At 71.3% G+C, this 22473-nt stretch carries 17 protein-coding genes; 9 read left to right on the top strand and 8 right to left on the bottom strand.

From position 1 onward, the window contains the following. Positions 1 to 180 precede the first annotated feature (180 nt). Positions 181 to 600, top strand: coding sequence for a MarR family winged helix-turn-helix transcriptional regulator (locus ACBJ59_RS60070; RefSeq protein WP_375118896.1), 420 nt, complete (start codon positions 181 to 183; stop codon positions 598 to 600). A 48-nt stretch (positions 601 to 648) separates the two neighbouring features. On the opposite strand, the gene ACBJ59_RS60065 is transcribed toward ACBJ59_RS60070, so the two are convergent. Together ACBJ59_RS60065 and ACBJ59_RS60060 are read right to left on the bottom strand one after the other, a co-directional pair. Continuing rightward, on the bottom strand, positions 649 to 1668 hold the full coding sequence (locus ACBJ59_RS60065; RefSeq protein WP_375118895.1) for a hypothetical protein: 1020 nt from the start codon (positions 1666 to 1668) through the stop codon (positions 649 to 651). A gap of 62 nt (positions 1669 to 1730) precedes the next feature. Then, on the bottom strand, positions 1731 to 2900 hold the full coding sequence (locus tag ACBJ59_RS60060; RefSeq protein ID WP_375118894.1) for a PucR family transcriptional regulator: 1170 nt from the start codon (positions 2898 to 2900) through the stop codon (positions 1731 to 1733). Between the two features lie 106 nt (positions 2901 to 3006). Here ACBJ59_RS60060 and ACBJ59_RS60055 point away from each other — a divergent pair, with 106 nt between their 5' ends. Together ACBJ59_RS60055 and ACBJ59_RS60050 are read left to right on the top strand one after the other, a co-directional pair. Next, positions 3007 to 5106 carry a M6 family metalloprotease domain-containing protein gene (locus ACBJ59_RS60055; RefSeq protein WP_375118893.1) on the top strand — a complete coding sequence of 700 codons (2100 nt, stop codon included), beginning with the start codon at positions 3007 to 3009 and terminating at the stop codon, positions 5104 to 5106. A 73-nt stretch (positions 5107 to 5179) separates the two neighbouring features. Further along, positions 5180 to 7732, top strand: a complete 2553-nt coding sequence (locus ACBJ59_RS60050) for a tetratricopeptide repeat protein (protein ID WP_375118892.1) — start codon at positions 5180 to 5182, stop codon at positions 7730 to 7732. On the opposite strand, the gene ACBJ59_RS60045 is transcribed toward ACBJ59_RS60050, so the two are convergent. Continuing rightward, positions 7729 to 8601 carry a hypothetical protein gene (locus tag ACBJ59_RS60045; RefSeq protein ID WP_364125231.1) on the bottom strand — a complete coding sequence of 291 codons (873 nt, stop codon included), beginning with the start codon at positions 8599 to 8601 and terminating at the stop codon, positions 7729 to 7731. The two genes, ACBJ59_RS60050 and ACBJ59_RS60045, sit on opposite strands and share 4 nt — an antisense overlap. Positions 8602 to 8665: 64 nt before the next feature. Here ACBJ59_RS60045 and ACBJ59_RS60040 point away from each other — a divergent pair, with 64 nt between their 5' ends. After that, positions 8666 to 9457, top strand: a complete 792-nt coding sequence (locus ACBJ59_RS60040; protein ID WP_375118891.1) for a tyrosine-protein phosphatase — start codon at positions 8666 to 8668, stop codon at positions 9455 to 9457. A gap of 12 nt (positions 9458 to 9469) precedes the next feature. Here ACBJ59_RS60040 and ACBJ59_RS60035 read toward each other — a convergent pair whose 3' ends face one another. Beyond that, entirely contained in the window at positions 9470 to 10510 is a 1041-nt protein-coding gene (locus ACBJ59_RS60035; RefSeq protein ID WP_375118890.1) for a Gfo/Idh/MocA family oxidoreductase, read from the bottom strand. A 27-nt stretch (positions 10511 to 10537) separates the two neighbouring features. Next, complete coding sequence (locus ACBJ59_RS60030) at positions 10538 to 11437, bottom strand: proteasome assembly chaperone family protein (RefSeq protein ID WP_375118889.1); 900 nt, start codon at positions 11435 to 11437, stop codon at positions 10538 to 10540. A gap of 94 nt (positions 11438 to 11531) precedes the next feature. On the opposite strand from ACBJ59_RS60030, the gene ACBJ59_RS60025 reads away from it, so the two are divergent. After that, on the top strand, positions 11532 to 11924 hold the full coding sequence (locus ACBJ59_RS60025; RefSeq protein ID WP_375118888.1) for an ankyrin repeat domain-containing protein: 393 nt from the start codon (positions 11532 to 11534) through the stop codon (positions 11922 to 11924). A 209-nt stretch (positions 11925 to 12133) separates the two neighbouring features. Next, entirely contained in the window at positions 12134 to 13000 is an 867-nt protein-coding gene (locus ACBJ59_RS60020) for a hypothetical protein (RefSeq protein ID WP_375118887.1), read from the top strand. A gap of 45 nt (positions 13001 to 13045) precedes the next feature. Here ACBJ59_RS60020 and ACBJ59_RS60015 read toward each other — a convergent pair whose 3' ends face one another. Next, positions 13046 to 15166, bottom strand: coding sequence for a tetratricopeptide repeat protein (locus ACBJ59_RS60015; RefSeq protein WP_375118886.1), 2121 nt, complete (start codon positions 15164 to 15166; stop codon positions 13046 to 13048). Positions 15167 to 15401: 235 nt separating this feature from the next. Between ACBJ59_RS60015 and ACBJ59_RS60010 the strand changes: the two genes are divergently transcribed. The 3 genes from ACBJ59_RS60010 to glpK all read left to right on the top strand — a co-directional run bounded on the left by ACBJ59_RS60010 (position 15402) and on the right by glpK (position 18523). Beyond that, entirely contained in the window at positions 15402 to 15848 is a 447-nt protein-coding gene (locus tag ACBJ59_RS60010) for a GNAT family N-acetyltransferase (protein WP_375118885.1), read from the top strand. A gap of 334 nt (positions 15849 to 16182) precedes the next feature. Further along, positions 16183 to 16989, top strand: coding sequence for an MIP/aquaporin family protein (locus ACBJ59_RS60005; protein WP_375118884.1), 807 nt, complete (start codon positions 16183 to 16185; stop codon positions 16987 to 16989). A 22-nt stretch (positions 16990 to 17011) separates the two neighbouring features. Beyond that, positions 17012 to 18523 carry a glycerol kinase GlpK gene (gene glpK / locus ACBJ59_RS60000; protein WP_375118883.1) on the top strand — a complete coding sequence of 504 codons (1512 nt, stop codon included), beginning with the start codon at positions 17012 to 17014 and terminating at the stop codon, positions 18521 to 18523. A 145-nt stretch (positions 18524 to 18668) separates the two neighbouring features. Here glpK and ACBJ59_RS59995 read toward each other — a convergent pair whose 3' ends face one another. Next, entirely contained in the window at positions 18669 to 19517 is an 849-nt protein-coding gene (locus tag ACBJ59_RS59995) for an ABC transporter permease (protein ID WP_375118882.1), read from the bottom strand. Beyond that, positions 19514 to 22438: an alpha/beta fold hydrolase gene (locus ACBJ59_RS59990; protein ID WP_375118881.1), complete on the bottom strand. Its 2925-nt coding sequence runs from the start codon at positions 22436 to 22438 to the stop codon at positions 19514 to 19516. The genes ACBJ59_RS59995 and ACBJ59_RS59990 overlap by 4 nt, the downstream gene beginning before the upstream one ends. Positions 22439 to 22473 lie beyond the last annotated feature (35 nt).

Below are 22473 nucleotides of genomic sequence, written 5' to 3'. Positions count from 1 at the left end.
AACCGGCTCGTCGGCATCCTGCACGGCTGCCTCAAGACCGGCGCCCTCTACGACGAGGCAACCGCCTGGTCGCATCACGCCGAATCGCTTGCTGCTTGACAACTAAAGCTCCTGGGATGTCTTTCAGATGTCCACTCAAACAGAGGCTAACTCATATTTGTTCCGGCTAAACTTACCGACATGGCAGAAAAGGCGCTCGCCGAGCTGTTGTTCCTGATCAGCAGGCGATTGCGGCATGGATACCTCCATCGGCTGGAGCCGCTCGGGCTCAACCCGGGCCAGGCGCGGGCGTTGCGGGCCATCGCCGAGGCCGAGCGGCCGCTGCGGATGGTGCGGCTGGCCGATGAGCTGCGGATCGTGCCGCGCTCGCTCACGCCGGTCGTGGACGCGCTGGAGGAGGCGGGGCTGGTGCGCCGGGAGGTCGATCCGGCCAACCGCCGCTCGACCCTGCTGGTGCTCACACCCGAGGGCCGCGCCCTGTCGGAGCGCGCCCGCGACGCGCGCAGGGAGGCGGGGGACGAGTTGTTCGCGGTCCTGTCGGACGGGCAGCGCGAGCAGCTCAAGGGCTTGCTGAGCCTGGTGGACGACCAGTTCCGCTGAACCGGGGCGATCGGGTGATCGTGCCGGCGACGACGGGGACGGGGCGGGTCAGGCGATCGCGCCGCCGACGACCGTGCCGAGGCAGGGCGGCTGGGCCAGCAGGGCGGCGTACGGATAGCGCCCGCGGGCGTCGTAGACCGCGAAGTCGGCGCGCGTGCCGGGGGCCAGCGCCCCGATCCGGCCCCGGCCCCGGTCCATGCCCAGCGCCGTGGCCCCGCCCAGCGTGGCCGCCTCCACCAGCCTGCGGTCCAGCCCTCGGGGTCGCAGCCCCTGCTCGCGTACGTGCCGGCGGACGGCCGCGGCCGGCCCCAGCGGACCTTCGTCCGGTCCCCGCACGTGCCCGCAGGTCCCGAAGGCCACGGTGTTGCCCTCCTCCAGCAGGGCCAGCGCGTCCGCGGGCGGCTCCGGCCCCGGCGGGCACAGGGCCACCACGGTCCTGCGCAGCCGGAGCAGCTTGCGCTCGCCGGGGTCGAGCGGCCTGGCGCACACCACGTGGCACAGGGGCCCGAGCACCCCGGCGTCGTCCAGCGCCGCGGGGGAGTGCCGGTCCAGATCGACCAGCAGCCGCAGCCCGAATGTCCTGGCCAGCACGGCCACGTCCTCCAGCACCTGGGGATGCCGCGTGCGCGCCGCGATCCCGACCGCGCAGGGCCGGTCGATCTCCCGGATCGCCGTGATGACCGTGTCCCGCTCGCTCTCCTCCCACTCCTCCTCGCTCTCGCTGGTCACCTCGACGTACGAGATGCCGGGAAAGCTCGTGGGGTCGGCCGGACCGGAGACCACGCGCCCTCGCGCGGTGACGCCGGGAGCGGTGGACGGGACGGCGGAGCAGGCGTCCACCAGGCCCGCGACGATCATGCCGCGCCACCGCAGCTCCTCGGCGGCCGGAAAGGAGGGCAGCAGCTCCGCCCGCGGGCCCACGGCGAGCACGCGCTCGCCCCTGGTCACCACCGCCCCGTCGCGGAGGGGATCGGCGCACACGGGCAGCACGAGCGGCGCGGAATGGATCACGACGGGCGCGGGCGCGCGCCGGCCCAGACCCGGCCCGGCACGCTTGGCAGACGGCATCAGAACTCCCCGTGGGATCTAGCCCTCAGGGCATTAAACGTGAACCCCGGACAATGACGCAATCAGGACGAACTATGCGAATCCCTAGGTAAGTAGCGCCCGGACAAGCGCGCGAGCTTGAGACTCAGGTGCAGGGCGAGCCGCTCGCCGCCGTCCTTCAGGTCGGTACGCGCGAGCTCCTCCACCCGCTGCAGCCGGTAGTAGAGCGACGTCCGGTGCAGCCGCAGCGCCCGCGAGGTCGCCACCGCGCTGCCCGCCAGGTCGAGGTACGTCTCCAGCGTCTCCAGCAGCGGCAGGTACTGCGCGTCCCCGAGCAGCCCTTCCAGCCCCGGATGCAACTCCTGGTCGGGCAGCTGGGTGAGCATCCGGTACACGCCCAGCCGCGCCCACTCCGCCGTCCGCCCCAGCCCCGGCACCCGCGCGGTCACCTCGGCCGCGTGCCTGGCCTCCCGGTACGACTCCGCCGCCGCCGCCAGCGCCGGCCTGGCCCGCCCGATCCCCACGACCACGGGCACCGGCATGGCCGCGTGCAGTTCGTCGGCCGGAACCGGCGGCCCCGCGGTGAGCAGCGCGGCGTGGTCGTAGCGCACCAGGTGCAGCGGATGATGCCCGCTCAGCCGCCGCCGCAGCGCCAGCAGCCCCTGCTCCAGCGCCAGCCTGAGCGCGTCGTCCGGCTCGGCCGTGCGCGGCCTGGCCACCAGCACGGTCACCGCCTGCGACTGCGGGAACGCCCCCGCCTCGATGAGCTGCTTGGCGGCGTTCGCGGCGGGGTCCCGCTCGCCGAGCAGCAGCCCGGTGACCGCCTCCAGCTCCCGGTGCGAGGCCAGCCCGCTGGCCAGGCTCTCGTGGAACAGGGCCAGCGCCAGGCCCGGCACGGCCGCCGCCGCCTCGGCGACCGCCGCGTCCGGCATGGGCGGCTCCACGTCGATGAACCACAGGAAGCCGAGCAGCCCGTCGGCGTGCCGGATCGGGACGCACACGCGCGGCAGGAGCCCCAGGTGCGGCGCTCCGGGGGTGCGCAGCGGGTCGGTGGCCTCCTGGATGCCCGACTCGCGCAGCCACTGCCGTACCTCCGGCACGGTGTGCCGGCGCAGGATCGAGTCGCGGCGGACGTCGTCCATGGCGCCGCTCTGCTCGCTGTACGCCACCACGCGCTGGACGCGGTCCTCCAGCAGCAGCGGCCGGTCAAGACGGGCGGCGAGCTCGTCCACGATGCGCTGGAGATCCGCCACAGACCCACCCCTACCTGGAAATTTCAACAAGTGACGGAAACGCCACTCCAGGTCTTCCCTACAACTGTTCGGTGATCTCCGTCAATAACGTCTATACCGTCAATCCGTGAATGCCCCGAAGAAGCTGCTGAAGGGTTTGCTGGCGGCCATCGTGCTGATCCCGGTGAGCCTGATGGCGACCCCTGCTTCCGCAGCACCCCCCACAGATCCCGAGCACCCGTGGCGGCAGGAACACTGGCCGCAGACGCAACCCTGGCAGCTCGACGCACCCGCCGAGGCCCAGGCCATGCGCACCCGCCCGCCGGGCGACATCAAGCCCATCGACCCGCAGAACTGGGAGAATCCCGACCACATGACGTGGGCGGACTACAAGAAGCCGCCCGGCACCAACTGGAACGACCCCTCGGTCAAGGGCTCGCAGCGCACCTTCAAGGGCGCGCTCGTGCTGCTCGACTACCCCAACCAGCAGTTCGTGGTGACCCAGCCCAAGGGTTCGACGATCTACGCCAACCCGAGCGCCGAGGCCCACGACATCCCGCGTGACCAGGTGGCGAAGTTCTACCAGGACTTCCTCAACACCCCGAACGACCTCAACAAGGGGCACACCATCCACGAATACTGGATGGAGGACTCCGGCGGCCGGATCGGCGTGGAGCTCACCGGCTTCGGCCCGTACACGATGCCGGGCAAGGACCACGAGTACGCCATGGAGTACCAGCGCGAGGCGTGCCCGGCCGGCGACACCTGCAACAAGAACCTGCGCACCGACGGCAACGCCGCCTGGCTCGCCGCCGTCGGCCCGGACGTGGCCGCCCAGTTCGACTTCGTCTTCTACCTCAGCGCCGGCCAGGACGAGTCGTCCACCTGGCAGGAGTTCGGGATGATGAAGTTCCCGACCAAGGAGGACGTGCCCGACGAGTGGGGCCCGCCCGACCCGGCCCTGCCCAACTGGTCCAGGACCCGCTACGTCGAGTGGAGCTCCTGGCAGGCCGGCTCCAACTTCTGGCCCAACGCCCGCTTCGGCGTCGACTCGGTCCAGGCCGAGAGCTCGGGCATGGCGGTCTACGCCCACGAGCTGAGCCACATCTTCGGCATCGCCGACAACTACAACAACCCGTACGCCGTCCCGCCGAAGAGGGCGTACACCGGCATCTGGGAGATGCTCAGCCGAGGCAGCTTCAACGGCCCCGGCGGCCCGCACTCGCGCTGGCTGATCCCGCCCACCGCCGGCGCGTCCATGGGCGCCCAGCACATGCTCCGCAACAAGATCAAGCTGAACATGGTGGACGAGCAGAACGTCCTGCGCCTGTCGCGCGAGGCGCTCGACGAGTCCGGCCTGGTCACGGCCAAGGTGCTGGCCCGCGCGGTGCAGCCGGGCCAGAGCGAGCTGTCCGGCGTCAACGTCTCCTTCGACACCGGCGACAAGAGCGCGTGCGACCGGGCCGACCCGCTCTGCGACGGCGGCGCCTACGAGAACTACACCGTCGAGGTCGTGGACCGCATGGGCAGCGACTCCTTCACCCCCGACTCCGGCGTCCTGCTGGCCAAGACCAAGAACCAGGACAACCCGGCCCCGTTCGAGTGGGTGATCGACGCCAACCCGGCGGACATCGGCATGACCGACTACGTCCTGCCCGACGGGACCAAGGTGCCGATCACGATCGGCGACTACCGCCAGCTCTCCGACGCCCTCTTCCACGCCGGCACCGACTCCGGCAGCGAGTACGAGTACGTCGACGAGGCCAACCGCCTGCACTTCTACGTCACCGACCTCAAGCGCAACCGTGACGGCGAGCTGTCCTACACCGTGGCGATCCGCTCGCTCGACGGCGCGGGCCCGCAGCGCCGCGGGCTCAAGCTCCTGCCCGCCGCCGGCATCCCCACCGGCAAGAACCTCTCCACCTGCAAGTTCCCGCTGTTCAACACCGGCAAGGCGGCCCCGGCGCAGGGCCAGCACCCGGAGGACGTCAGCGCCTACCTGAACTCCGACCTCTACCGCCTCAAGGCCGAGGTCCAGGGCAAGGGCTGGACCGCCCAGCTCCCCAACGCCCTGGCCTCCGTCGCGTTCGGCAAGCAGTCGCTCGTGAGCGTCAACGCCGTGCGCGAGGCCGGCGGCGACCGGCTGGCCAGGGTCAAGCTCACCGCCACCTCGGAGAGCGACCCGACCAAGACCATGACGGCCACCTGTCACGTGATCGGCCTCTGAAACCGACGATGGGGTACGGCTGGCGCGGGCCGTGCCCCATCGGCTTGAATCACCCCGGGAAGGGGGGTGTTCGTTGGCAGGGGACCTGCCCGACAAGGTGACAGGGGGCTTACCCGACAAACCGCGACGGCGGCGGAAGCTGCCGTGGGCGGCGCCCGTCTCCGCCGGCCTGGCGGCCGCCGCGGCGAGCGTGCTGGCCGCGTCCGTGGAGTGGGAGCTCCCGCCCGCCGCCAAGATCGGCGTGACCATGGCCGCCGCCCTGCTCGTCGGGCTGACCACCTGGGCCACCACCGAGTCGCGCAGCAACAGGCGCCAGGCCCGATCGGAGCCGGGCTCGGTCGCCCCCGACCAGTGGCCGCCCGTCCCCGAGCACTTCACCGGCCGCGCCGAGGCGCTGGCCGAGCTCCGCGAGGTCTTCACCACCCGGAGGAGGTCCTCCGACCTCTCCCCGCCGCTGGTCGTCTCCGTGTACGGCCGGGGCGGCGTCGGCAAGTCCGCGCTCATGACCAGGTTCGGGCAGGAGGTCGCCGGCTGGTTCCCCGACGGCCGCCTCTACGCCGACCTGCGCGGCGGCGTGGACGCGCCCGTGCGGCCCGAGGAGGTGCTGATCGGCTTCCTGCGCGCGCTGGACGTGCGCCTCACCACCGACCCCGGCGGGCTGGAGGAGCTGCGCAAGCTCTGGCTGACCTGGACCAAGGGCCGCAGGATCCTCATCGGCCTGGACAACGCCCACGACGCCGCCCAGGTCAAACCGCTGATCCCGGCCGAGCCGGGCTGCGCGGTGCTGGTCACCTCGCGGGCGCCGCTGTTCCTGAACGGCACGCACGACACGCGGCTCGGCGTGTTCAGCGAGGCGCACGGCGTGGAGCTGCTGGCCAGGCTGGCCGGCGGCGCCCGGATCGTCGAGGACCTGGACGCCGCCAAGGAGGTCGTGCGGCTCTGCGACTACCTGCCGCTGGCCATCAACATCTGCGGCGGCCGGCTCGCCACCCGCGAGCAGTGGACGATGCGCGAGATGGCCGGCCGGCTGGCGGACACGCGCCGCCGCCTCGACCAGCTCGAGGTGGCGCCCACGGTGGACAAGAGCGTGCGCGCCTCCGTACAGCTCAGCTACGACGACTGCACCGGCATGCAGCGCCGCCTGCTGCGCCTGCTCAGCGCCCTGACCGCGCCCGACGTGCCCGGCTGGGTGGCCGGCGAGCTGCTCGACATCTCCGGGCTCGACGGCGCCGACCAGCTGGAGGCGCTCATCGACGCCCAGCTCGCCGAGTGCTCGGGCACCGACCAGACCGGCGCGATGCGCTACCGCCTGCACGACCTGGTCAGGGTGTTCGCCGCCGAGCTGGCCGGCCAGGACGGGGAGGAGCGCCGCAGGGCCGCGATCGAGCGCGTGCTGTACGGCTACCGCCGCCGCGCCGAGGAGGCGGCCCAGAACCGCTGGCCGCAGGACTGGAGCCGGGGCGGCCGGCGGTCGAGCGCCGACGGGCAGGTCAAGGCCGGCGACTGGCTCAACGCCGAGCGGCTCTCGCTCCTCGCCATGATCAACCTGGCCCACCAGCTCCGGCTGTGGGAGCTGACATGGGGACTGGCCAGGGCGTTCTGCTCGCTGTGCCATTCGCTGCGGGCGTACTGGGCCGACTGGTCGGCGGTGGCGCGGATCGGCTGCGAGGCCGCCGCGCACACCGGCGACCGGCGCTCGCTGGCCATCGCGCTGCTCGACAGCGCCGCCGTCCACGGCGGCCTGGGCGTGCGCGGGCGGGCGCTGGACGAGGCCGAGCGCGCGCTGGAGATCTGCACCGAGCTGGGCGAGTCGTGGTGGGCGGCCAGGGCCATGCGGACGATCGGGATGACGCTGTTCAGCGACGGACACCTGGACCGGGCGCAGGACTTCCTCATCGGGGCCATCACCGCGTTCAAGGGCGAGGACGACCCGTGGTGGATGGCCCGCACCCAGCGCAACCTGGCCGAGATGCGCATGGCCGAGCGGCGGCCGGAGGAGGCCAGGGAGCTGCTGGAGGACGCGCTGGAGATCTTCAAGCGGGCCGGCAACCGCTACTCCGAGGCCCAGACCCTGCGCGTCTACGGCGAGGTGCTGGCGGCGCAGGCGCGCGGCGAGTATCGCGCGGGTGACCACCGGCCGGCCGCCAACCTGTTCGCCAGGGCCGGGTTCAGCCTCGACCGGGCGTCCGAGATGTTCAGGCAGCGCGGCGAGCTGTGGGAGGAGGCCCGCTGCCTGCGGGCGGCCGGGGAGGTCGGCGATCCGGCCAACGGGCTGCGCGAGCTGGACTACGTCCGGCGGGCCGAGGAGATCCTGGTCGCGCTGGGCGATTCATGGGGGGTGGCCCGGAACGCGGTGTCGGCCGGGCGGGCGCTGGCCAGGCTCGGGCGGATCGAGGAGTCCGACCGGGAGCTGCGGCGGGCGATGCAGGCGTTCGCGGAGCTGGAGGACCGGTGGTGGATGGCGATGAGCCTGCGCTACCTGGGCGAGGCGCATCTCGACGCGGGCGGGCACGAGGCCGCCGTGGAGCCGCTGGAGCAGGCCAGGGAGATCTACCGCAGCCTCGGGAACGAGGCCGGCATGCGCAGGACCCTGGAGCTCCTGCGGCGCGCGACGCCCGCCACCTAGGTGAGCGGGCTGCGTAGCAGCTCCCCGGCCGCCTGTCTGGCCTGCAGGATGCTCTCCTCGAACAGCTTGCGCACGTGTGCCGCCTGGTCGGACAGCTCCCTGATGCGCTGGTGGGCCAGCTCGTCGCGCACGTTCTCGGCCAGGAGCTGCTGGTACTCGGGGGTCTTGGCGGCCAGCCGCTCCAGCCGGGTGTGGGCGTGGTAGACCTTGTCCGCCTTGAGCACCTGCTTGGCGTACTTCTCCAGGTGGCGTACGCGCTGGGACAGCGACGTCCAGGCGGCGTCGAGCGCGCTCGTGTACGGCTTGAACGCGTCCTCCATGCCCGGCGGCAGCTCGCGCGGGATGAGCTTGCCGTGCTCGGCGTGCATCGACGACAGCCGCCGCAGCCGCTGGGCGATCTGCCAGATCTCCTCGGGCAGCGACACGGTGTTCTCGATGCTGTCGATCAGGCCGGCCTTGTGCACCTTGGAGTTCATGATCGCTTCGACGGCGTTCTGCGCCCGCCGCAACAGCATCTGGCAGGGATAGTCCAGGTCCTCCGGCAGGATGTAGTGCTCGGCGTGCGACTGGGCCAGCCGGAGTCTTCGCCTGGTGGACCGATATGTGGTGTCCATCGCCATCCACCGGATCAGGACGATCAGGCCGACGCCCATGCCCGCGACGAACAGGCCCGGGCTGCCGGTCAACATGTAGATCAGCAGCAGGAAGGCGGGCAGGACGAAGAGCAGGGCGGGGTTGTGGGTGGTGTCCATGCGCGCGCCGGAACGAGCCAGGCGGAGAATGTGCGGGCTCGACCGCAGCTCGACCGAGATCTCCGGGTGCAGCGAAGGATCGATCACCAGCCGTGGAGGCAGAGCTCGTGGATCCATACGTTCATGCTGCGTTATGAACCTCGAATCCGCTCATGTTTGGCGGACATATAGGGTCGTAATAATGAGCGAGATGACGAGGTGGATCGACCTGGAAGGCGCGGTGAACGCGCGTGACCTGGGCGGATTGCCGACTCGTGACGGTGGCCGCACCCGTCACGGGCGGATCTTCCGTGCCGACAATCTGCAGGGTCTCACCCCCGCGGACGTGGCCCTGCTCGTGGGCGAGCTGAAACTGCGGCACGTGGTGGACCTCCGCTCCACGGCCGAGGTGTCGCTGGAGGGCCCCGGCCCGCTGACCCAGGTGCCGGAGGTGCGGCACCACCATCTGACGCTGTTCGCGGAGGGCGGCCGGCACACCGACGTCGAGGCGGACAGCATCGACGGCGACCGGGTGCTGCCGTGGGCCGAGCGGGTGCTGGACGAGGAGCTGCGGGTGACCGGGTTCTACTTCGGCTACCTGCGCGACCGGCCGGACGCCGTGGTGGCCGCGCTGCGGGTGATGGCGATGGACGACGGGGCCTCGCTGGTGCACTGCGCGGCGGGCAAGGACCGCACCGGGGTGCTGTCGGCGCTGGCGCTGGAGATCGCGGGGGCGACCCGGGCGGCGATCGTCGAGGACTACGTGGCCACGGGGGAGCGGCTGGAGCTGATCCTCAAGCGGCTGCGGGGCAGCGACACCTACCGGGGCGACCTCGACTCCCGCCCGGCCGACGACCACATGCCGAGGGCTCGCTACATCGAGCAGTTCCTCGGCGTGCTGGAGGACCGGTTCGGCGGGCCGATGGGGTGGCTGGCCCGGCACGGCTGGACGGACGCCGACACCGCCGCCATGCGCGCCCGCCTGCGCGACTGACCCGCGCGGCGGTCAGCTCAGGTGGACGACGATCCGCTGGGTGGCCGACAGGCGGGCCGCCTCGAGGACGGCCAGCACCTCGACCGCGCTCTCCGGATCCACCGGCGGCGCCGCGCCCTCGCGCAGCGCCGCCGCCACGCCCCGGTAGAAGTCGAGGTACGAGCCCGGCTCGGTGCGTACGATCTCCCGCTCGTCCGGCGTGCCCAGCACGCCCCAGCGCTCCTCCTCGTCGTCGCCGAACCCCGGCGAGTCAGGCGTCATGCCGGTCCGCAGCCGCTCCTCCTGCACGTCCATCCCGTATTTCTCGAAGGCCGCGGAAGAGCCGAGCACCCGGAACCGGGGCCCCGGCCGGGCGGCCATCGAGCCGGCCCACAGGTGTGACCGGGCGTCGCCGGCATGCGTCAGCGCGATGAACGTGTCGTCGTCCGCACCCACCCCCTGGCGCCGGACATTGCTCTCGCAGTAGACCTCGCGCACCGGCCCGAGCAGCTGCACCGCCTGGTCGACGAGGTGGCTGCCCAGGTCGTAGAGCAGCCCGCCGACCTCCTCCGGGCCGCCGGCCTCGCGCCAGCCGCCCTTGGGCACCGGCCGCCACCGCTCGAACCTCGACTCGAACCGCAGCACCTCGCCCAGCCGCCCCTCGCCGGCCAGCCGCCGCACGGTGCGGAAGTCGCCGTCCCAGCGCCGGTTGTGGAACACGGTCAGCATGAGGCCCCGCTCCTTGGCCAGGCGCACCAGCTCGCGCCCCTCCTCGGCGGTCCTGGCCAGCGGCTTGTCCACGACCACGGGCAGGCCCTGGGTGAGCGCGGCGGCGGCCGTGGCGACGTGGGTGCGGTTGGGGGAGGCGACCACGACGAGGTCGCACCGCTCCCACAACTGCTGGACGTCGGCCACCGCCGCCGCGCCGTATCTCCCGGCGACCTCGGCCTGGCGATCGGGATTCCTGGTCACGACGGCCGCCAGCGACAGGCCGGGGGTGGCGTGGATGAGCGGGGCATGGAAGTAGGCCCCCGCGGTGCCGTAGCCGACCAGCCCGACCCGGATGTCACTCATCGATCCAGGCTATACGGACGGCGGGCGCTACTCGTCGTCCCGCTCGGCGAGGAAGCGCTCGAACTGGGCGGCGAGCTCGTCGCCCGTGGGCATGGGCGTCGTCTCGGCCATCAGGTTCTCCCGCTCCGCGCCGCCCGCGAACGCGTCGTACTGCTGCTCCAGCCCGCTGATCGCGGTGGACAGCTCGGTGGAGGCCTGGATCTGCTCCTCGATCTCCGTCGTCGTACGCCGGGCGGCGTCGCGGAGCCCGTCCATCGGGAACACCAGCCCCGTGCCCCTCGTCACCGCCTCCAGGCCGGTCACGGCGGCGGTCGGGTATTCGGCCTGCGAGAGGTAGTGCGGCACGTGCACCGCGTATCCCAGCGCGTCGTGCCCCTGCGCCCCGAGCCGCAGCTCCAGCAGCGCCGCGACGCTCCCCGGCACCTGGACCCGCCCGAACGCGCTGGTCTGCGAATTGATGAGCTCGGGCCGGCTGGCGTGCATCGTGATGCCGAGCGGCCGGGTGTGCGGGACCGCCATCGGGATCCCGTGCAACGTCACGATCTTGCTCACCCGCAGCCGCTCGACCAGCGCCGCCACGGCCCTGGTGAACAGCTCCCACTCCCGGTCGGGCTCGGGCCCGCTCATCACCAGGAACTGCGTCCCCGTCGAGTCCTTCGCGACATGGACGGCCAGCTCCGGGCTCTCGCACTCCACCCACCGGTCGGTGTCGAAAGTCATGATGGGGCGCCGGGACCGGTAGTCGAGCAGCCGGTCCACGTCGAACGTCGCCACGACCCGGTGCTCCAGCTCGGCCAGCAGGTGGCCCAGCGCGAGACGTCCAGCGCCGCCGGCGTCGACGAAACCGTCGAAGTGGTACAGCAACACCGGATCGGGCAGCTCGGGCGCGTCGTCTGCGAGCTTGTAGAGATCCTTCGGGTCGAACACGGTTGGACAGCCTTTCCCTAGGTACTCTTCTCCAGAACCTACGGCGCGTCGGAACGATTCCGTGCAGGGCACCCTATCGAGGGACAATGGGGTCATGGACGGGGACCCGGAGCTGGAGGAGTTCGCCACCAGGATGTTCGACCTGGCCAGGGCGGGCGACACCGAGGCGCTGCGCGCGTACGTCGAGGCCGGGGTGCCGGCCAACCTGACCAACGGCAAAGGTGACACTTTGCTGATGCTGGCGGCTTATTACGGTCACGCTGAGACCGTACGCATGCTTGTAACACGTGGCGCCGATCCGAACCGGGTCAACGACCGTGGGCAGACGCCGCTCGCCGGTGCCGTGTTCAAAAAGGAGTCCGCCGTGGTCAGGGCCTTGTTGGAGGCTGGTGCCGACCCCGATGCCGGTCAGCCCTCCGCCAGGGACACCGCGCTAATGTTCGCAAATGACCAGTTTATCCAATGGTTCTCGCATAGTGATTCATAGTATGAAATAAGCATTAAAGGGCTCGAAGTTGTCGAGTGTGGCCTTTCGAACAGTCCATAGTCATGCTGGATGGCGTGGCTACTTCTGCGCACTCCTTCAGTAGGCGACCACTCCACATCCCTCCGCTGCCATGTCCGTTCCCGAATGAGATCAACGTTCATGCCTCGGAGGTCGACGCGGAGAGCCACGCATGGCTGGCCGCCTCACACATGCTCAACGGCGCCGACACGATCGAGCACTTCCGGCGCTCCAAGATCGGCCTGCTCGCGGCACGCACGAACCCCACCGTGCCGCGTGACAGCCTCCGGCTGATCAACGACTGGTACAACTGGCTGTTCGCCTTCGACGACGCGTTCTGCGAAGGCGAGCTGATGGGGCACCGGGCCTCCGCACTCGCCCGCGCCCTGCCGCCGCTCCTCGAGATCCTCGACGGGCGCCGGGAGGCCGGAGCCGACGACCCGTTCGGCCTCGCCCTCAGCGAGCTCCTCCGCCGGATCTCGGAGTACGCCACCCCCGCGCAGGTGGACCGGTGGCGGACCACGGTGAAGGAATACCTTTTCGCCCAGATCTGGGAGGCGGCCAACCGGGAGGCCGACCTCATCCCCACCCCCGAGGACTACGTGCTGATGCGCCGCATCACCGGGGCCACCTACACCTGCTTCGCGCTCATCGACGCAGGAGGCGGCTACCGGCTGGAGGCGGAGGAGTGGCACCACCCCGACGTGCGGATGCTCTCCGACCTGGCGTGCGACCTCATCGGCTGGGACAACGACCTGCTGTCATACGCGAAGGAGCGCGGCAACGACAAGGCCCGGCACAACCTCGTCACCGTACTGGCCACCCACAAGTCGCTCATCCTCCAGGACGCGCTGCGCGAGGTCTCGGAGATGCACAACGACGCGATCGCCGCGTTCCTCGACCGCCGGACGGCGCTCGAGCACTGGGCTCCCCTCCCGGTCCGCAAGTACGTACGCGGCCTGGAGCACTGGGTGCGCGGCCACATAGAGTTCTCGCTCGGCAGCGCGCGCTACGTGCACGCCTGGCCTGACGGCACCCGCTGGCCCCAGGCCGTCTAGAAGGTCCCGCTTCCCGAAGAGGTCCCGCTGTCCAAAGGTCCCGTTTCAGCTCTCGTCAGGGGCGTCCGGATCGTCGAGCGCGAGTCCGGACGCCTCGTCGAGGTCGAGCCGGGCGCCCTCCTCGAACGCGTCCTTGTAGGCCAGCTCACCCATGTGCCGCTTGCACTCGCGTACGCAGGAGTCGTGCTCCCCGGTCATCCACGGCGCTCCGAGCTGCGGCAGGCCGGCCGTCCGCCAGTTCTGCTGCAGCGCCCCGAGCAGCCGCGCGGCCAGCGCGACCTGGTCGGACGCGGCGAAGATCCGCGCCGCCGTCTCCAGCGCCAGCAGCATGCCGAGCGTGTCGTGGAAGTGCCGCTTGATGCGCAGCGCCTCCCTGGTGTTCTGCAACGCCTCCTCGTGCCGGCCCGACGCGAGCCGGGTGCCGGCCAGCGCCCACTGCGCGTGCGAGCTGAGCCACAGCTCGCCGCGCTCCGTGCACACCTGCAGGCAGTCCTGCAGCAGCGACTCGGCCTCGTACAGCTCCCCCTGCGCGGTCAGCACCAGCGACAGCTCGACGATGGCGGGCAGCAGGCCGGGGTTGAGCTCCTTGTTGTCGGTGTTGAACTCGATCGCCACGCCCAGCAGCGCGCTGGCCTTCTGCAGGTCACCCTGGAGCAGCGCCGCCGTGCCCTGCATCTTGGAGGCCAGGATCACCGCCCTGGAGTCGCCCACCCGGACGGCCTCGGTGCTGCACTTCTCGGCCGCCTGGAGCGCCCCGGCGCTGTCGCCCTGGGCGCTCTTGACGTAGGAGAGCACCCACAGCGCCTTGCACCGTTCCTTGCTCACCGTGGGGTTGGCCTCCAGCGCCCGCTCCAGGTAGAGGCGCCCCTCGCGGGCGAACCCGCAGCACACCCACATGAACCACAGCGACGACAGCAGCGTCAGCGCGAGCGAGGACTTGCCCGGCGAGTTGAGCGCGTGCTCCAGCGCGACGCGTACGTTGTCGTGTTCCTGCCGCATCCGGACGAACCAGTAGATCTGCCGCGGCCCCGACCAGGCGTCCTCGCTGCGCTGGGCCAGGCTCAGGTAGTACTCCAGATGCCGCTGGCGCATCTGCTCCTTCTGGCCGAGCTTCTCCAGCCACTCCTCGCCGTATTCGGCCAGGGTGTCGATCAGCTTGTAGCGCACCCCGGCGTGGTTGCTCCTGATCAGCAGGATCGACTTCTCCACCAGCCCCGTGACGAGGTCGGTGATGTCCTCCGACGGCAGCCGCCCGTCGGAGCAGACGAAGCGGGCGGCGTCGAGCTCGAAGTCGCCCGCGAACACCGACAGCCGCGCCCACAGCAGCCGCTCGGCGGGCTCGCACAGCTCGTGGCTCCAGCCGATGGCCGCCCGCAGCGTCTGGTGGCGGGGCAGCGCGGTCCGGCTGGCCCCGGCCAGCAGGCTGAACCGGTCGGCGAGCAGCCCGAGGATCTGCTCCACGGACAGGGCCCGCAGCCGCACCGCGGCCAGCTCGATGGCGAGGGGGATGCCGTCGAGCCGGCGGCACAGCTCGGCGACGGGCGCGATGTTGTCCTCGTCGAGCACGAAGTCGGGCACGCTGGCCCCGGCACGGGCCGCGAAGAGCTGCACCGACTCGTTGGTGAACAGGCTCTCGGCCGGATCGTCGCCCGGCACCTGCAGCGGCGGCACGGGGACCACGTGCTCGTAGGGCAGGTGCAGCGACTGGCGGCTGGTGGCCAGCACCTTCAGGTTGGGCGCCGCCTCCAGCAGCTCGTGGACCAGCTCGGCGCAGCCCTGCACCAGGTGCTCGCAGGTGTCGATGATGAGCAGCATGTCGCGCTCGCCGACCCACTCCGACAGCGACTCCGACTCCGCCCGTGACGACTGGTCGGCGATGCCGAGCGCGGAGGCGATGGTGTGCTTGACCATGCCGGCGTCCTGCAACCGGGCCAGGTCGGCGAACCAGACACCGTCGGGATAGTGGGCGCGCACCTGATGAGCCAGCCGCAGCACGGTGCGTGACTTCCCCACACCGCCGATGCCGGTGACGGTCACCAGGCGGGATTCGCCCAGGTGCCGTTTGAGGTTGGCGAGGAGACGTGTCCGGCCGATGAAGCTGGTGAGCTCCGCCGGTAGATTGCCTTCTCTCCGCCAGCCTGACGGGGTGGCCATGGGCAGCCTCACGGGGGGATCGGCGACACCTGCTCTCGCATCGTACAGCGGCGCCCGCGGCCTGTCCTTGGACCTGCGGACACGCCGGGTATCGGTTTGTCCGCCTCGGTAGTATGTACGGCGTGGAAGATTTTCTACCCGAGCAGACCGCCGACGACACCGACCTCGGCTGGGGTGACTGGCGGGAGCGCGACACCGACGCCTTCTACCTCGACAACAGGCCCCCGCACTGGGACTGACACCTGCCGTGCACACGTTGCGCCCCGCCGTCCCTGACGACTACGACGCCATCGCGGCCGTGGTCGACGACTGGTGGGGCCGTCCGGTCCTGCCCGCCCTGCCCCGGCTCTTCCTCGACCACTTCCACAGCACGAGCCTGATCGCCTCGTCCGGCACGGGCGCGCTGGCCGGGTTCCTGATCGGGTTCCCGTCGCCGTCGCTGCCCGACGAGGCGTACATCCACTTCGTCGGCGTCTCTCCCGCCGCCCGGAAGAGCGGCCTGGCCCGGATCATGTACGAGCGGTTCTTCGACCTCGCCCGGGGGCACGGCCGGCTTGTCGTCAGGGCCGTCACCGCGCCGGTCAACGAGACCTCGATCGCCTTCCACCGGCGCATGGGCTTCGAGGCCGGCGACCCCGTGCCCGGCTACAACGGCCCGGGCACCAGCCTGGTGACGTTCGTCCGCGAGATCTGACCGGGCCCCCGCGTCCGGGCCGGAGGTCGCGCCTGGAGGAGAGGTGCGCTTGACCTCCCCCGGCCCCGGCCCCGGCCGAGCGGGTGCGGTGCCGGGCCTCGGGCGGCGTACGCCCTCCAGCGCGTACGCCAGCGCCCGTCACACCCTCGCCGCTGATGACCAGCACGTCGAAGTCCGCTCGGCGAGCCGATCGGGCGTCTCCTGCCGCTTTTCCGGCGCCGAGCCCGCCGCTCGTCCTCCGGCGCGACCCTCACTTTGAGCAACAGATCGCACACAGTCCGTATGTAATCCCCGGAATCGGGAATGGCACACAACGCTGCAAAGGAGGTGACAGGTGGCCGGACGACTGGGTCGGATGGGGCTGGCCGGCGAGCTCATCGCGGAGTGCGCCGGGACGATGGTGCTCATCCTGTTCGGGGCGGGGGTCGTCGCCCAGGTGGTGGCGGCGGAGCTCGGTGACCACGACAGCATCGCCTGGGCGTGGGGGATCGGGGTCGCGCTCGGCGTCTACGTCGCCGGCCGCACCACGGGCGCGCACCTCAATCCCGCCGTGACGGTGGGTTTCGCCCTGTTCCGCGGCTTTCCGTGGCGCAAGGTCGCGCCGTACGCCATCGCGCAGACGATCGGGGCCTTCATCGGCGCGCTCATCGTGCGCTGGAACTACGCCGAGATCCTGGCCATGGCCGACCCCGGACGTACGATCAAGACCCAGATCGTCTTCTCCACCCTGCCCGGCAACGGCACCCTGCCGGTGTCGCAGTGGGGCGGGCTGCGCGACCAGATCATCGGCACCGCGATCCTGCTCTTCGTCATCTTCGCCCTGTCCGACACCGCGAACATGGCGCCCAGTGCGAACATGGGGCCGTTCGTCATCGGCCTGCTCATCGTCGCGATCGGCATGTCGTTCGGCGCCGACGCCGGCTACGCCATCAACCCGGCGCGCGACTTCGGGCCCCGCCTGGCCAGCTTCCTCACCGGCTACGGCGGCGCGTGGCGAGATCAGTACGGCGACCTGTACTTCTGGGTCCCGATCGTCGGGCCGCTGATCGGCGGCGTCATCGGGGCCTGGCTGTACCAGGTGTGCATCGCCCGGTTCCTCCCCCAGGGCGAGGACCGCGACACCGTGAAGCCGTCCGACTGACGTCCGATCTGAGGAGAACGCCATGCCTGATTTCGTCGGCGCCGTCGACCAGGGCACCACCAGCACCCGCTTCATGATCTTCGATCACGAGGGCGCCGAGTACGCCAAGTTCCAGCTCGAGCACGAGCAGATCCTGCCCCGGGCCGGCTGGGTGGAGCACAACCCGATCGAGATCTGGACCAGGACCGCCGCCGTCGTCCAGACGACGCTGCAGCGCACGGGGCTGCACGACAACGACCTGGCCGCGCTGGGGGTGACCAACCAGCGGGAGACCACGGTGGTGTGGAACCCGCGCACCGGACGCCCGTACTACAACGCGATCGTGTGGCAGGACACCCGCACCGACCAGATCGCCGCCGCCCTCGACCGGGACGGCCGAGGCCAGGTCATCCGCGACCGTACGGGCCTGCGGCCGGAGGCGTACTTCTCCGGTGGCAAGATCCAGTGGATCCTGGAGAACGTCGACGGCGTCCGCGAGGCGGCCGGCCGGGGCGAGGCCGTCTTCGGCAACACCGACACCTGGACCCTGTGGAACCTCACCGGCGGCGTCAACGGCGGCGTGCACGTCACCGACGTGACCAACGCCAGCCGCACCATGCTGATGGACCTCGACACGCTGGACTGGGACGACGAGCTCCTGTCGTACTTCGGCATCCCGCGCGAGATGCTGCCCGAGATCCGCCCGTCCGCCGACCCCACCGGCTACGGCGCCACCGTCCGGTACGGTCCGTTCGGCGGCGAGGTGCCCGTCACCGCCATCCTCGGCGACCAGCAGGCCGCCACCGTCGGCCAGGTCTGCTTCGCGCCCGGCAAGGCCAAGAACACCTACGGCACCGGCAACTTCCTGCTGCTCAACACCGGCACCGACCGCGTGCGCTCCGAGAGCGGCCTGCTCACCACCGTGGCCTACAAGTTCGGCGACGAGCCGGCGGTGTTCGCGCTGGAGGGCTCGATCGCGGTGACCGGCTCGGCCGTGCAGTGGCTGCGCGACCAGCTCCACCTGATCACGTCCGCGGCCCAGAGCGAGCCGCTGGCCCGGCAGGTGGAGGACTCCGGGGGCATGTACTTCGTGCCGGCGTTCTCCGGCCTGTTCGCCCCCTACTGGCGCGCCGACGCCCGCGGCGCCATCGTCGGCCTGTCCCGCTACAACAACGAGGCCCACCTCGCCCGCGCCACCCTGGAGGCCATCTGCTACCAGAGCCGGGACGTGGTGGAGGCCATGCAGCAGGACTCAGGGGTCGTCCTGGACGTGCTCAAGGTGGACGGCGGGGTCACGGCCAACAACCTGTGCATGCAACTCCAGTCCGACATCCTCGGCGTGCCCGTCAGCCGCCCGGTCGTCGCCGAGACCACGGCGCTCGGGGCCGCGTACGCGGCCGGGCTGGCCGTGGGCTACTGGCGGGACACCGACGAGCTGCGCGCCCACTGGGCGGAGGACCGCCGCTGGGAGCCGGGGTGGAGCGAGGAGCAGCGGGAGCGGGGGTACGCGGGCTGGAAGAAGGCCGTGACCAAGGCCTTCGACTGGACGAACTGACCTCGCCACGGCCGAGGACCGTGGTACAGACGGCGCCGGTCAAGGCGTGGGCGGTGTGGCGCAGGGTCGAGGCCGACCCACGTCCGGACCTGGGCCCCCGTCCGGGCCCGGACGACCATCCGGGCCCGGATTCCCCGCCGACGCCCTAACTGACCACGTCCTTGTGGCGGAAGCGCCGGAACGCGATCGCGATCAGAACGGCCGCATACGTGATCGAGACCGAGGCGCCCTTGGCCATCCCGCTCCAGTCCAGTTCCGGCGCCAGGGCATCCAGCCAGGCGTTGTTCCAGAACGTCGGCAGGAACTCGCGCAGCACCCCCAGGGCCTCGACGGCCTGCAGGATGTTGCACACGATCCACAGGCCGACCGCCCCGCCCACGGCCCCCAGCGGGGAGTCGGTCATCGTGGAGACGAGGAAGGCGAGGCCGGCGACCACGAGCTGGCTGACCAGGGCGTACCCGATCACGATCCCGAAGCGCGGCAGCACGTCGAGCGCCGGGATGGTCTCACCCGTCCCGGGCACCTGGATGTCGTCCCAGCCGAACGCCAGCGTGCCCGCGAGCAGCGCCATCAGCGGCAGGCAGATCACCGCCGCCGCCGAGTAGCCGAGCGCCACGATCAGCTTCTGCCGCAGCAGCCGGTCACGGGGGACCGGTGCCGCCAGCAGGTAGCGCAGTGACGACCAGTTGGCCTCGCTGGCCACGGTGTCCCCGCAGAACAGCGCGACCGCCACCACCAGCAGGAAGCTGGCCGACACCGACAGGGCGAAGGCGGCGAAGTTCAGGCCGCTCGCCGTGGCCAGGTCCGAGATGCGCAGCGCCGACTGTCCCTGCCCGCTCGACTGCGGCCCGAACTGGAACGCGATCACGAGGATCCACGGCAGCGCCAGCAGCAGCCCGAACATGACCAGCGTCCGCCGCCGCTTGAACTGCCTGACGATCTCCACCCGCAACGGCAGCGTGCGGTTCGGCGCGTAGCCGGTCGCGGCGGTCATGACTTGTCTCCGATGAGGTCGAGGAACACGTCTTCCAGGCGCGGCCCGTGCCCGTTGGCGCCGGCGGCCGAGCTGAGCAGCAACGACACCGGACCGGTCGAGACGAGCTGCCCGCGCCGCATGACCACGACGTGGCTGCAGGTCTGCTCCACCTCGGCCAGCATGTGGCTGGAGACGATCACGGTACGGCCGTCGCGCGCGTAGCGCTTGAGCACCTCGCGCATCTCCCGGATCTGGGGTGGGTCGAGCCCGTTCGTGGGCTCGTCGAGCACGAGCAGGTCCGGCAGCCCGAGCATGGCCTGGGCGATGGCCAGTCGCTGGCGCATGCCCTGCGAGTAGGTGCGTACGGCTCGTTCCAGGGCCTTGCCCAGGTTCGCGATCTCCAACGCCTCGTCGAAGCGCGCGTCCGCCGTGGGCCGGCCGGTGGCGGCCCAGTAGAGCTCGATGTTGTCGCGTCCGGACAGGTGCGGCAGGAAGCCGGGCCCTTCGACGAACGACCCGAGCCTGGACAGTACGGGGGCGCCCGGGGTGACGCGCTCGCCGAAGATGCGGATCTCGCCGGCGTCCGGCTGGATGAGACCCATCATCATCCGCATCGTCGTCGTCTTGCCCGCGCCGTTGGGCCCGAGCAGGCCCAGGACCTGACCCTGCTCGACCCGGAACGACAGGCCGTCGACGGCCAGCTCGCCGTTGCGGTACGCCTTCGTCAGGCCACTGATCTCCAGCGGCACCTCGTCGGGTCGGGAGCCGAGCCCGTCGCGGCTCGTCCCACCATCCGACCGCAGCCCCGAGGCACCGTCGCCACCTCCGTGGCTGCCGTTCGCGCCGGTGGCACCGGCGCGGACGGCCCCGACGCCGATGGCGGTGGTGGAACCGGTGCCGGCGGCGGTGGTGGAACGCGTGCCGGTGGCCTCGGTTGCGGCGGCCTCGGTGACGGTGGAGTCGGTGGCGGCGGACACGAGGGCCGGGGAGTCCTGCGGCTGCCCGAGCTCCTGGCCTGCCGTGACCACGGTGGGGCGGCGGCGCAGGCGGGAGCGGCCCGTGGAGCGGCCCGTGGCCAGCAGGATGGCGGCGGCCACCACGGCGGCCAGCGGCATCGCCCACACCCACCACGCCACGCCCGTCGGAGCGGCGGCCAGGGTGCGGACCGTGGGGACCGTGAGGGTGGGAGAGGCCAGCGCGACCTGGTACGTGGCCGGCTCGGCAGGGGTCGCGAACCCCATGTCGGTCGTGGTCACGACCAGGCGCAGCCGGTGGCCCACGGCGAAGCGGTAGTCCACGGCGGGCAGGTTGACCGTGGCCTCCGCGCTGCCCGCCCCCTCGGGGATCGTCACCCGGATGGGCGCCACCAGCCCGGCGGGCAGGATGGGCATCTGGGTGCTGTCCGCCACGTCGTACAGCTTGGCGAACAGCGTCGCCTCGCCCTTGCCCGACACCTTGACCTTGACGGTGGAGCTGCCGGTGAGCTGGAGCGGGGCGGTGAGCGGGCCGGACTCGAACGTGGCGCTCTGGCCCGGCATGTCGATCGAGACACCGCCGGTGCTCTGGCCACCCAGCAGGCCGCCGATGCCCGGCACGGTCGAGATGGAGGCGGGGGCACCGCCGGGCGGGTTGACGATGTTCTGCGCGGGGCCGCTCAGCTCCACGTCGGAGGTGTCGGTCCCGGCGAGGCCCGGATAGGAGGTGGCCTCCGGGTGGAGACGGATGCGCTGGCGGGTGCCGGGGTCGCGGCCGCCGTCACGTGTCACCGTGAACGCGCTCACCGGCGGCGCCGCCTCGGCCGAGCCCTCACCCTTCAGGTAGCGGGCGAACCAGGCCGAGGACTGGTCGAAGAGCCAGTCGACCTCGCCGTTGCCGCCGTCGTGCCCGCCGTCGAACCAGGCCAGGCTCACCGGCGTGCCGGCGGCCGCGATGGCCTTGGCGTTGGCGTCGGCGTGGCCGAGCGGGAACAGCGAGTCGCGCTGGCCCTGGATCAGCAGGGTCGGCGCCTTGATCTGGCCGGCCACGGTGATCGGGCTCGACTTGCGCAGCAGCTCGACGGCCTCCGGCGTGGCCCTGCCGTCCTTGGCGACCTGCTGGTAGATGTCGCAGATCGCGGGCAGGAACCGGCCGCACCGCGCCTGCTCGGGCGTCAGCGGAGCGCCGGCCTCCCGCCGGCCCAGCAGCGACATGGTGTCCAGCGAGACGCCCTGGCCGAAGAAGATGCCGGCCCACATGCGCTTGAAGACCCCGCTCGCGGCACCGGAACCCTGACCGGCCGGGGCGGCGGCGCCGGAATCGGTGCCAGTGGTGGTGCCGGTAGTGGTGCCGGTGCTGTCAGCGGTGGTGCCGTCGGCGGTGGTGCCGTCTGTGGCGGTGGCCTGGGTGGAGGCGTTGGGGAACAGCGCGTCGGCCAGGTCGGACCAGGTGATCTGCGGCACGATCGCGTCGACCCGCTGGTCGTGGGCCGCCGTCATCAGGGCGATGGCGCCGCCGTACGAGCCGCCCGCGATGCCGACGCGCGGGTCGTTCGAGGCGTCGAGCTGGACCTCCGGCCGCTTGGCCAGCCAGTCGATCAGCTGCTTGACGTCCTTGACCTCGTAGTCGGGCGAGTTGAGCGCGATCTCGCCGGTCGAACGGCCGAAGCCGCGCGCCGACCACGTCATCACGGCATAGCCCTGCTGGGCCAGGCGGACCGCTTGATCCCTCATGCTCTGCTTGCTGCCGCCGAAACCGTGGGCGAGCAATACGGCAGGTGCCTTCCCGCCGTCGGGCGGCGGGAAGAACGTCGTATCGAGCTCGACCCGTTGGTCGTCGGCTGGTCCGTCGACGACGGTTATCTTCTGGTCCTGGCCCCGCACCGCAGGAGCCGACGGCCACACGAGCCACGTCGTCACCCCGATGAGGGCGAGTGCCACAACCAGTGCGGCCACACGCTTCATGCGGTGAGCCTACTTTCCGCACCTGAGAGATCCCT

The organism is Nonomuraea sp. MTCD27 (genome assembly GCF_041950495.1).
Taxonomy (GTDB): domain Bacteria; phylum Actinomycetota; class Actinomycetes; order Streptosporangiales; family Streptosporangiaceae; genus Nonomuraea.
This window is presented reverse-complemented; position numbering and strand designations above follow the sequence as displayed.